Source organism: Streptomyces sp. NPDC086080 (assembly GCF_044540255.1).
Taxonomy (GTDB): domain Bacteria; phylum Actinomycetota; class Actinomycetes; order Streptomycetales; family Streptomycetaceae; genus Streptomyces.
Genome location: NZ_JBITRU010000006.1, coordinates 245,407 through 255,918, shown reverse-complemented (window position 1 = coordinate 255,918; position 10,512 = coordinate 245,407). Strand labels below are relative to the sequence as shown.

The following is a 10,512-nucleotide window of genomic DNA, read 5'->3' as shown; positions in this document are numbered from 1 at the left end:
TGTCCCTGGTGGTGGCCCAACTGTCGGCCTGGCCGCCGGCCGGCCGAGCACGCCCGCGCGACACATCCGCCGCCGGAACGACCGCGCTCCTGGCCCTGTTCGGGCCATTGTCCCTGGTGGTGGCCCAACTGTCGGCCTGGCCGCCGGCCGGCCGAGCACGCCCGCGCGACACATCCGCCGCCGGAACGACCGCGCTCCTGGCCCCGGCCCTGCCCCGGACCGTCCGTGCCGGACGCCGTGGCACGACGGCATCCGCCGGGGGCCGCGGCGCCGTGACACGCCGAACCGCGTCCGCTGCTCCTCGACGTCCGCGAGGACGACGAGGGGTGCGCGTAGCGCCCGGTGCCGCGCAGGACCACCTGGTCGTCGCCCTCGGCGGCGGTCATCACGACCGCTCGGGGACCGAACCCCCAAGGGCCGGGCCGGCCGGAGCCGAGCCGGAACGGCTGGGCCGGGGTCCGCCACGGGGTGCCGCCCGGTCCCGGGCCCATGCCACCGCGCCGCAGGCGTCCGGCGCCGGGGCGGGGGCCGCGGCCGGGGTCCTCCACGGAGTGCCGCCCGGTTCCGGGTCCACGCCGCCGCGCCGCAGGCGTCCGGCGCCGGGGCCGCACGAAAACTGATCCGGAGCAGCCGATGAGTTCCGCGCGCGCCTCCGGTCCACCTCTACGAACGCGACGGAACCGAATGGGAGAGACCCCGCCATGTACCAGCAGATGATCTTCGTCAACCTGCCCGTCAACGACCTCGCCGCGTCGAAGAAGTTCTTCACCGAACTCGGCTACTCCATCAACCCGCGGTTCAGCGACGAGTCCACCGCCTCGGTCGTCATCAGCGACACCATCGTCGCGATGCTGCTGAACCGGCAGAGGTACGCGGAGTTCACGAAGAAGGAGATCGCGGACGCCACCAGGAGCAGCGAGGTGCTGATCGCGCTGAGCGCCGAGAGCCGGGAGAAGGTCGACGAGTTGGTCGACAAGGCCCTGGCGGCGGGTGGATCGGCCGCCGGTGACACCCAGGACCTCGGTTTCATGTACGGCCGCTCCTTCGACGACCTCGACGGTCACACCTGGGAGATCGTGTGGATGGACCCGGCGGCCGTGGAGGGCTGAGGCCCAGGGGCCCCGGGAAGGCCCAGGACCCGTCCGGCGGAGCCTGCCGGGCAGGCCCTAGCATGGGCGGGTGCTGACCAGTCCCGCCCATGCCGTCCATCACGGGGACCGCGAGATCGAGACGCTCGAGGAGTTCGACGCCGTCGTCTCGGCCCGTGGCACCCTCTCCGGGTTCCGTGTCCAGGCCGTCGATCTGACCGACCGGACCCGGGAGTTGCTCGGCACCGACACCGCCGGGGCGGTGTTCCTCGGCTGCCGGATGCGGCCGGCCGCGGCGGAGAAGGTCCGCGGCGACGGCGCGCTGGTGCTGCCTCCCGTGCCGGGGCTGCCCTTCGACCCGTACCGGGGGCATCTCTACACGCCCGACGATCTGTTCGCCTCGCTCGACAAGGGCTACGAGGCCACTCCCGACGCGCTGGCCTACACCTGGTTCCAGCGGACCAGGGCCGACGGCGACATCCTCGCCTCCATGCTGCGCGCGGTCCACGACGACTCCATGTCCGACGCCCTCGACGAACTGCTGCGCCGGGCCCGGGTCGTGGGGGTGATGGGCGGTCATGCGATGGCCCGTGGCACCGAGGAGTTCCGGGGTGCCGCCCGGCTCGGGCGGGCGCTGAGCCAGGCCGGCTTCACCGTGGCGACCGGAGGCGGCCCCGGCGCGATGGAGGCGGCGAACCTCGGCGCCTACACGGCCCCGTACGACGACGCCATGCTGGACGAGGCCTGCCGACTCCTCGCGAGCGCGCCCTCGTTCACACCGTCGATCACCGACTGGGCGCGCGCCGCCTTCGAGATACGGGCCCGCTGGCCGAGGGGCAACCATTCGATCGGCATCCCGACCTGGTTCTACGGCCACGAGCCGCCGAACGCCTTCGCCTCGCACATCGCGAAGTACTTCGCCAATGCCACGCGGGAGGACGGCCTGCTGGCCCGCTGCAACGCGGGCGTGGTGTTCCTGCCGGGCGCCGCCGGCACCGTACAGGAGATCTTCGACCACGCGACGCCGAACTACTACGAGTCGCGCGGTGAACCCACGCCCATGGTGCTGGTGAACCGGGCGCACTGGACGGAGAAGCTGCCGGCCTGGCCGCTGCTGCGGTCCCTCGCCCGGGAGCGGTCGATGGAGGACCGGATCACCCTGGTCGACCGGATCGAGGAGGCCCCGGAGGCCTTGAAACGTCTGGGTGGTTAATAAGAAGGCAAAGCCCGGTCCTGCTGTAGGCATATGCGTTGACACTCCTTATGGGGCGCTTATAGACCTGGGAGTCACCTGGGAGTGCTGATGCTTCGTCAGCATTCCCTCAACCCCCCGCATTTGCTTATCCCCGTAAAGGACAAACGTGTCAGTTCTGTCCGTATCCCGCCGTACCGTCGCGCGCTCCGTGCGCGCCCTCGGTGTCGTCTCCGCGTCCGCGGCACTCGCGCTCGGCGCGGCCGGCTCCGCGGCGGCGTGCAACATCACTGAGTTCTCGGCCGAGGCCAAGTGCGTCGGTGACAAGGGCGTCATCACCGTCACCGACGTGGACCCGGCCGGCGTCCCCGCCACCATCACCGTGTTCCTGCAGGACAAGCAGGTCGGCGAGCAGGTGGTCAAGGGCTCCCGTGAGGGCACCACCATCACCTTCGAGGAGGACTGGAAGCCGAAGGCCGAGTACCGCATCCACGTCGACGCGCCGCCCTACGTCGACGAGGACATCAAGCCGAACCTGACCACCCCCGCGACGGCCTGCGCGGAGGACGGGGAACCGCCGGCCACGGAGCCGACGCCGACTCCGTCGGACTCCTCCTCGACCCCGGCCGAGGAGGAGTCCGGCACGCCGACCCCGTCGGCGTCGGAGAGCGGGAGCACCCCTCCGGCGGACACCTCGGACAACGCGCCCTCCCCGGCAGGTGAGTCGAACCTGGCCGAGACCGGCGCCGACTCCAACACCGGTCTGATCGCCGGCATCGCGGCCGCTCTGGTCGCGGTCGGCGGTGGCGCGGTCTTCTTCGGCATGCGCCGCCGCGGGGCGAGCAGCGAGCGCTGACGCCTCACGAAAAACCCCGGCGGCCCGTTCCCCGTTCAGGGGAGCGGGCCGCTTCCGTGTCCGTCCGCTCAGCCGAACGTCGCCCGCTCCAGCCAGAGTTCCAGCACATCCCGCTCGCCGCGCACCTCCAGCTCCGGCGCGTCCAGCGGCAGCCGGCGGTAGAAGGCGAGGAGCACGGAGGTGAGGGGGCCGCGCAGGGCGACGGTGGCCTTCTCGTGGCCCCGGCGCCAGGAGACACCGTCCTCGTCCAGCTCGATCAGCCGTCCCCACCCTTCGCGCGCGGGACCCTCCCCTTCGCCGCGCCCGCCGCGCACCGCCGCTCCGGTGTCCGTGGCGTGCAGATGGATGGTGCGCCGGGGACCGCGCAGTCCGTGCACCGCGTCCTCCGGCAGGGTCCGCTGAGCCCACTCCACGATCTCCAGCCACTCGTCGACCGCGTCGGCGGCGGCGTCGGGCGCGACCTCGAAGGGCAGCCCGGCGGCCAGGGCCGCGTCCGCGCGGTGCACGATCAGCTCGTGCGTCATACGGCGGGCCCAGAATCCGGCGTTGTGGATCCCGGCCCAGCTCCACACCTTCGCGTCCGGCCCCGCGTCCCGCAGCGCGCCGACGATCAGCTCGCCGCACTCCGCCAGCCACGCGTCGAGCGCACCGGGATCGCCCCACCGCGCGGGTCCGCCGAAGCCCGGCACCCGCTCCTCGGGAATCTCGTCCCCGGCCCCGGTACGCACCATCAGCGCCGCCCAGCGCAGGGCGCCGCCGACATGCCGTACCAACTGCTCCAGGGACCACTCGGGGGTGGTGGGAACCATGAGGGACAGATCGGCACCGGACCTGACGACGGTCCGCAACTGCCCGGTCTGCAGGGCGATCTCCTGGCAACAGCGGTCATGGGTGAGTCGGGTCATACCGCACACCCTAGGGAGCCGCGCTCACCCCAGCACGGCGATTTCCGCGGCGTCGAACTCCACGCCGACCTCGTCCCCGACCCCGGGCGCGGCCCTGAGCGCGCAGGCCGCCTCCAGGCGGGGTGCGTCGGCGGGCTGGAGGCCGACGGCGACATGGGTGCCCCGGAAGGTGCGCGCGGCCACCGTGCAGCGCAGCCCCTCGTCGGCGGGGACCAGGCGGACACCGGCGGGCCTGACGAGCAGCGTGCGCGGGCCCTGCGGGGCGCCGTCCGGCACGGGGACCTTCCCCCAGGGGGTCACGGCGACCCCGTCCGTCACCGTCGCCCCGACGACGTTCTCGAAGCCGAGGAAGCGCGCCACGAAGGCATCGGCCGGCCGCTGCCACACCTCGAGCGGTGTGCCGGACTGGGCGATCCGCCCGTCCCGCATCACCACCACCCGGTCGGCCAGGGCGAACGCCTCGCCCTGGTCGTGGGTCACGGCGAGCACCGTGGTGCCCAACCGGCCGAACAACTCCCGCAGTTCGACGACAAGACGTTCCCGGAGCGACCGGTCCAACTGGCCGAGCGGCTCGTCGAGCATCAGCAGCCGGGGGCTGGGGGCGAGGGCACGGGCCAGCGCGACACGCTGCTGCTCGCCGCCGGAGAGCGCGGCGACGGCCCGTCCGGCCGCCCCCGGCAGTCCCACCAGATCCAGCAACTCCCCCACCTTGGCGGCCTGTTCACTGCGAGAAGCACCGTGCATCCGTAGCCCGAAGGCCACATTGCCGCCCACGTCCCGCTGCGGGAACAGCTGATGGTCCTGGAACATCAGCCCGACCCCGCGCCGGTGCGCGGGCACGCCCGACTGGTCCCGTCCGTCCAGCAGGATCCGTCCGGAGTCGAGGGGCTGCAGCCCGGCGACCGCCCGCAGCAGCGTCGACTTGCCGCTGCCGCTGGGCCCGAGCACACACACGATCTCGTGCTCGGCGACCCCCAGGCCGACGGCGTCCAGCACCGCCCGTCCGCCGAAGCGGACCGTCGCGGCCTCCAGGCTCAGCAGCATCTAGAACTCCCCGGTCCTGTCGGTCCGCAGCCGCTCCAGCACGAGCAGCGCCACCGCGCACACGATCATCAGAATCGTCGAGAGGGCCATCGCCTGACCGTAGTTGAGGTCCCCGGGCCGCCCCAGCAGCCGCGCCACGGCCACCGGCAGGGTCGGATTCTCCGGCCGTGCGATGAACACCGTCGCCCCGAACTCCCCGAGCGACACGGCGAAGGCGAACCCGGCCGCGATCAGCAGCGCCCGCCGCACCAACGGCAGGTCCACCTCCCGCCACGCCCGCCACGGCGACGCCCCGAGCACCGCCGCCGCCTCCCGCAGCCGTACGTCCACGGCCCGCAGCACGGGCAGCATGGTCCGCACGACGAAGGGGACACCGACCAGCGCCTGGGCCAGCGGGACCAGGATCCAGGAGGCCCGGAGGTCCAGCGGAGGCTCGTCGAGAGCGATCAGGAAGCCGAAGCCCACGGTCACCGCAGACACCCCGAGCGGCAGCATCAGCAGCGCGTCGAACCCGCGCACCAGCCGTCCGGCGTCCCGCCGGGTCAGTGCCACGGCGGCGAGAGAGCCGATCAGCACGGCGATGCCGGTGGCGGCGACGGCGTACTGCAGCGAGTTGCCCACCGCCTCGATGGGCGCGACCAGGAACACGCCCCCGTCGTCCTCGGTCAGCGCCCGGTAGTAGCCGAGGCCCGCGCCACCGAGGGACCGTTCCACCAGCACCGCGAGGGGCAGCAGGATCAGTACGGCGACGGTGGCGACGACCCCACCGAGGAGCGCCCACTGCCCCGCGCCACGCGGCCGGCGTGCGGTCACCGCGGCGTCCACCAGCCGCAGCGCGCTCTCCCGGCGCCGTACGGTCCAGGCATGCAGGACGAGGATCGAGCCCACGGCGGCGAACTGGACCATCGTCAGGACGGCGGCCGTGGACAGGTCGAAGATCTCGGAGGTCTGCCGGTAGATCTCCACTTCGAGGGTGGAGAACGCCGGCCCGCCCAGGATCTGCACCACTCCGAAGGACGTGAAGGTGAACAGGAAGACCATCAGCGCCGCCGCGGCCACGGCGGGCGCGAGCGCGGGCAGGGTGACGGTCCGCCAGGCCGCGAACCGCGAGGCGCCGAGCATCCGCGCGGCCTCCTCCTGCCGCGGGTCGAGCTGGGACCACAGCCCGCCCACGGTGCGTACGACGACGGCGTAGTTGAAGAAGACATGCGCGAGCAGGATCGCCCACACCGTGGTGTCCAGCCGTACGCCCCACACGTCGTCGAGGAGGCCGCCGCGACCGACCAGCGCCATGAACGCCGTACCGACGACGACCGTCGGCAGGACGAAGGGCACGGTGACCACGGCCCGCAGCACCTGCTTGCCGGGAAAGTCGTAGCGCGCGAAGACATACGCGCCGGGCAGGGCGATCAGCAGGGTGAGGGCGGTGGAGGCACACGCCTGCCAGGTGGTGAACCACAGCACCTGCCGGACGTCGGACTGCGCCAGTACGTCCCCGATCCGCCCGAGGTGCCAGGTCCCGTCGGTCTTCAGTCCGCGCGCGACGATCGCGGCGACGGGATAGGCGAAGAACACGGCGAAGAACGCGACCGGCACGGCCATCAGGCCGAGCCGCGCCGCGCTCCCGCGCCGCTTCGCCGCGGCTCGCGTCACTTCAGTACGAGCGAGGTCCACGACTTGACCCACTGGTCACGGTTGGCGGCGATCTTCTGCGGGTCCATGGTCTGCGGGTCCTTGGCCTGCGGACCGAACGTCGCGAACTCCTCGGGCACCTGGGCGCCCTCCCGCACCGGGTACACGAACATGTTGAGCGGCATGTCGTTCTGGAACCGCTCGCCGATCAGGAAGTCGATGAGGGCCTTGCCGCCCTCGGGGTTCTTCGCGTTGCTCAGCAGCCCCGCGTACTCGACCTGACGGAAGCAGGTGCCCTCGGCCACGCCGGTGGGCGCGGTGTCCGGCCTGGGGTCGGCGTAGATCACCTCGGCGGGCGGCGAGGAGGCGTACGACACCACCAGCGGACGGTCGGCCTTGGCCTGCTTGCCGCCGGCCGAGCCGGAGAACTCCTCGTTGTAGGCCTGCTCCCAGCCGTCGACCACCTTCACACCGTTGGCCTTGAGCTTCTTCCAGTAGTCCGGCCAGCCGTCGTCACCGTACTGGGCGGCCGTTCCGAGCAGGAAGCCGAGACCGGGCGAGGAGGTGGAGGCGTTCTCGACCACGAGGAGGTTCTTGTACTCGGGCTCGACCAGGTCGTCGAAGGTCCGGGGCGGAGTCAGGTCGTTCTCGGCGAACCACGCCTTGTCGTAGTTGACGCAGACGTCACCGCTGTCGACGGGGGTGACCCGGTGCTTGTCCTCGTCGACCCGGTACTCGGGCAGGATCAGCTCCGCGTCCTTCGCCTCGTACGGCTGGAACAGTCCGTTGTCCAGAGCGCGGGAGAGCAGGGTGTTGTCGACGCCGAAGAAGACGTCGCCCTGCGGGTTGTCCTTGGTCAGGACGGCCTTGTTCACGGCCTGCCCGGCATCGCCGTCCTCGAGGACCTTCAACCGGTAGCCGGACTGCTTCTCGAAGTCCGCGACGACGTCCTTCGACACGGCCCACGAGTTGTGGCTGACGAGGGTCACGGTCCCGGACCCGCCGTCCCCCGCGTCGCCGCCGTCCGACGACCCGCACGCGGACAGCGCGACCAGTCCCAGCCCGGCGGCCAGAACCATGACCTTCTTGGTGATACCCACTTGATTCCTCCTGGAGTGACCAGGAAGAGACGCGGCCCCGCCCGGGACCTCTGGGTGAGATCCCGGGCAGGGCGCAACAGCTCGAGTGATGACCGATCTCCCTACCCAGAATGACCTGGGCCAGGTTCGGAGGGTCTGCGGCCGGTGCCGCACTCTCAGCGCTGTGGCGCTCCCCTGTCGGAATATGAAGATGTGCTTACGCGAGTCACACTACCTCTCGCTCGCGGCGAGCTGACCACACGCCCCGTCGATCTCCTGTCCACGGGTGTCCCTGATCGTGACCGGCACCCCGTGCGCGGCGATCGCCTCGACGAACGCCTTCTCGTCCTCGGGGCGGGAGGCGGTCCATTTGGAGCCGGGCGTGGGGTTGAGCGGGATGAGGTTGACGTGCACGGGACGGCCCTTGAGCATCCGCCCGAGGCGGTCACCACGCCAGGCCTGGTCGTTGATGTCCCGGATCAGCGCGTACTCGATGGACAGCCGCCGCCCGGAGGTGGCCGCGTACTCGAACCCGGCGTCGAGCACCTCGCGCACCTTCCACCGCGTGTTCACGGGGACGAGGGTGTCGCGCAGTTCGTCGTCGGGGGCGTGCAGCGAGATGGCCAGCCGGCACTTGAAGCCCTCGCCGGTGAACCGGTGGATCGCCGGGACGAGACCGACCGTGGACACGGTGATCCCACGCTGTGACAGCCCGAGCCCGTCCGGCTCGGGGTCGGTGAGGCGGCGGATGGCCCCGACGACCCGGTTGTAGTTGGCGAGCGGCTCACCCATGCCCATGAACACGATGTTGCTGAGCCGCGCCGGGCCCCCGGGCACCTCGCCGTCCCGGAGCGCCCGCATCCCGTCCACGATCTGGTGCACGATCTCGGCGGTCGACAGGTTCCGGTCAAGACCGGCCTGCCCGGTCGCGCAGAACGGGCAGTTCATGCCGCAGCCCGCCTGGGAGCTGATGCACATGGTCACCCGGTCCGGGTAGCGCATCAGTACCGACTCGACGAGCGTCCCGTCGAACAGCTTCCACAGCGTCTTGCGGGTGGTGCCCTGATCGGTGGACAGATGCCGTACGACGGTCATCAGCTCAGGAAGCAGCGCCTCCTGGAGCCTGCCGCGCGAGCCGGCCGGGATGTCGGTCCACTGCTCCGGGTCGTGCGCGTACCGTGCGAAGTAGTGCTGCGAGAGCTGCTTGGCACGGAACGGCTTCTCACCGGCCGCGGCGACGGCCTCCTTGCGCTCGGCGGGCGTGAGATCGGCAAGGTGCCGCGGCGGCCGCTTCGCTCCGCGGGGGGCGACGAAGGTGAGCTCACCGGGAACGGGACGGGCCACGGTCGGGCAACTCCTCATGACGACGGGGTCTGGCAATGCCGCACAGGCGGGGGCGATGGCACCGCTGTGCCTGAGCCAGGAGACGACCCGCGCGGGGCGGGGACGTACGAAAGGGCCCGCAGTCCACCGCGAGCCCTTCCAGGGTACCTGTTCGCCGTCAACCCGATCCGACGAAGATCACCAGCAGCAGCCACACCACGGGAGCCGTCGGCAACAAGAAGTCCAAACGGTCCATGCTGTAGCGATGTGCGGCTACCGCCGCGCGGCCCCGTGGCCCATCTGCCTCACCCCGACCCGACAAACAGGACCAGCAGCAACCACACCACGGGAGCCGTCGGCAACAAGGAGTCCAAACGGTCCATGATGCCGCCGTGGCCCGGGAGCAGCGTGCCCATGTCCTTGATGCCCAGGTCGCGTTTGATCATGGACTCGCCGAGGTCGCCCAGGGTGGCGCTGGCGGCGACCGCGAGGCCGAGCAGCAGGCCCTGCCACCAGCTGCCGTCGTCGATCAGGAACTGCATGCACAGCGCGCCCGCGACCATGGCGAAGCCGATCGCGCCCAGCAGGCCCTCACGGGTCTTGCCGGGGCTGATCCGCGGGGCGAGCTTGTGGGTACCGAAGCGCCAGCCGACGGCGTACGCGCCCGTGTCGCTGACCACCGTCAGCAGCAGGAAGGTGAGGACGCGCCAGGCGCCGTCGTCGGCGGTGAGCATCATCGCGACGAAGGTCGCCAGGAACGGGACGTAGAACGCGGCGAAGACACCCGCCGTGACATCCCTGAGGTAGTTCTCGGGCGGCGCCGTCATACGCCAGACGAGTACCGCCAGCGTGGTGAGCGCCATGGCGACCCACGCGCCCTCGGCTCCCCGCGCGTACCCGGTGACGACCATGGCCGCACCGCCGAGCGCCAGCGGAACGAGGGGCGCCTTGATGCCCTTGCGTTCGTCGAGCCGCTTGGTCAGCTCCCACAGGCCCACCACGACGGCGACGGCGACCACGCCGACGAAGACGGCCTTGACGACGAACAGCGAAGCGACGATCACCGCTCCCAGGCCGACGCCGACGCCTATCGCGGAGCCGAGGTCGCGCCCCGCGCTCTTCTTCTGCGGGGCGGGCGCCGGCTGCGGGGCGTGGGGCATGGGCTCCGGATTCTGCGACACCTCCCCGGGGTGGGGCCGTGCCTGCGGCATCTCGTCTCGGAACAGGGGGCCGCTCAGCCGAACGGCCCCCCGGTCCACCTCCTGGTCTCCGCCGTGTTCGGGTACGTCGGGCACGATGGGCATGGGGCGCGTCTGCTGTACGTAGTGCGCATCGTACGCGGGACCCGCCGGGACAGCGCCCTGGCCGGGCCCGTGATCGGAAGGGCCCCAGT

At 71.5% G+C, this 10,512-nt stretch carries 9 protein-coding genes and 1 riboswitch; of the genes, 3 read left to right on the top strand and 6 right to left on the bottom strand.

Features of this window, described 5'->3' with window-relative positions; genetic code table 11:
* The first annotated feature begins 701 nt into the window (after positions 1 to 701).
* From ACIF9R_RS10630 to ACIF9R_RS10620, 3 genes are all read left to right on the top strand, one after another.
* The gene (locus tag ACIF9R_RS10630) at positions 702 to 1,109 is read left to right on the top strand and encodes a VOC family protein (RefSeq protein WP_399977161.1); all 408 of its coding nucleotides are present in this window, start codon (positions 702 to 704) and stop codon (positions 1,107 to 1,109) included.
* A gap of 70 nt (positions 1,110 to 1,179) precedes the next feature.
* On the top strand, positions 1,180 to 2,301 hold the full coding sequence (locus ACIF9R_RS10625; protein ID WP_399977158.1) for an LOG family protein: 1,122 nt from the start codon (positions 1,180 to 1,182) through the stop codon (positions 2,299 to 2,301).
* Positions 2,302 to 2,449: 148 nt separating this feature from the next.
* Positions 2,450 to 3,136: an LAETG motif-containing sortase-dependent surface protein gene (locus ACIF9R_RS10620; protein WP_399977156.1), complete on the top strand. Its 687-nt coding sequence runs from the start codon at positions 2,450 to 2,452 to the stop codon at positions 3,134 to 3,136.
* Between the two features lie 68 nt (positions 3,137 to 3,204).
* Here ACIF9R_RS10620 and ACIF9R_RS10615 read toward each other — a convergent pair whose 3' ends face one another.
* The 6 genes from ACIF9R_RS10615 to ACIF9R_RS10590 form a co-directional block, all read right to left on the bottom strand.
* Positions 3,205 to 4,041, bottom strand: a complete 837-nt coding sequence (locus tag ACIF9R_RS10615) for a maleylpyruvate isomerase family mycothiol-dependent enzyme (RefSeq protein WP_399977154.1) — start codon at positions 4,039 to 4,041, stop codon at positions 3,205 to 3,207.
* 24 nt (positions 4,042 to 4,065) lie between these two features.
* On the bottom strand, positions 4,066 to 5,085 hold the full coding sequence (locus ACIF9R_RS10610; RefSeq protein ID WP_399977152.1) for an ABC transporter ATP-binding protein: 1,020 nt from the start codon (positions 5,083 to 5,085) through the stop codon (positions 4,066 to 4,068).
* Entirely contained in the window at positions 5,086 to 6,687 is a 1,602-nt protein-coding gene (locus tag ACIF9R_RS10605) for an ABC transporter permease (RefSeq protein WP_399977283.1), read from the bottom strand. It abuts the gene before it with no gap.
* A gap of 47 nt (positions 6,688 to 6,734) precedes the next feature.
* Entirely contained in the window at positions 6,735 to 7,817 is a 1,083-nt protein-coding gene (locus ACIF9R_RS10600) for a thiamine ABC transporter substrate binding subunit (RefSeq protein ID WP_399977150.1), read from the bottom strand.
* A gap of 80 nt (positions 7,818 to 7,897) precedes the next feature.
* Positions 7,898 to 8,003: riboswitch (TPP riboswitch) on the bottom strand.
* A 24-nt stretch (positions 8,004 to 8,027) separates the two neighbouring features.
* Positions 8,028 to 9,158 (bottom strand): 23S rRNA (adenine(2503)-C(2))-methyltransferase RlmN, encoded by a 1,131-nt coding sequence (gene rlmN / locus ACIF9R_RS10595; RefSeq protein WP_399977147.1) that lies wholly within the window; start codon positions 9,156 to 9,158, stop codon positions 8,028 to 8,030.
* Positions 9,159 to 9,424: 266 nt separating this feature from the next.
* Positions 9,425 to 10,423 (bottom strand): phosphatidate cytidylyltransferase, encoded by a 999-nt coding sequence (locus tag ACIF9R_RS10590; protein ID WP_399977145.1) that lies wholly within the window; start codon positions 10,421 to 10,423, stop codon positions 9,425 to 9,427.
* Positions 10,424 to 10,512 lie beyond the last annotated feature (89 nt).

What these genes read in the sequence shown, in the direction of transcription:
- ACIF9R_RS10610 (WP_399977152.1), bottom strand. Translation starts at nt 5,085, where the DNA reads ATGCTGCTGAGCCTGGAGGCCGCGACGGTCCGCTTCGGCGGACGGGCG.
- ACIF9R_RS10630 (WP_399977161.1), top strand. Translation starts at nt 702, where the DNA reads ATGTACCAGCAGATGATCTTCGTCAACCTGCCCGTCAACGACCTCGCC.
- ACIF9R_RS10590 (WP_399977145.1), bottom strand. Translation starts at nt 10,423, where the DNA reads ATGCCCATCGTGCCCGACGTACCCGAACACGGCGGAGACCAGGAGGTG.
- rlmN (WP_399977147.1), bottom strand. Translation starts at nt 9,158, where the DNA reads ATGAGGAGTTGCCCGACCGTGGCCCGTCCCGTTCCCGGTGAGCTCACC.
- ACIF9R_RS10605 (WP_399977283.1), bottom strand. Translation starts at nt 6,687, where the DNA reads ATGGCCGTGCCGGTCGCGTTCTTCGCCGTGTTCTTCGCCTATCCCGTC.
- ACIF9R_RS10615 (WP_399977154.1), bottom strand. Translation starts at nt 4,041, where the DNA reads ATGACCCGACTCACCCATGACCGCTGTTGCCAGGAGATCGCCCTGCAG.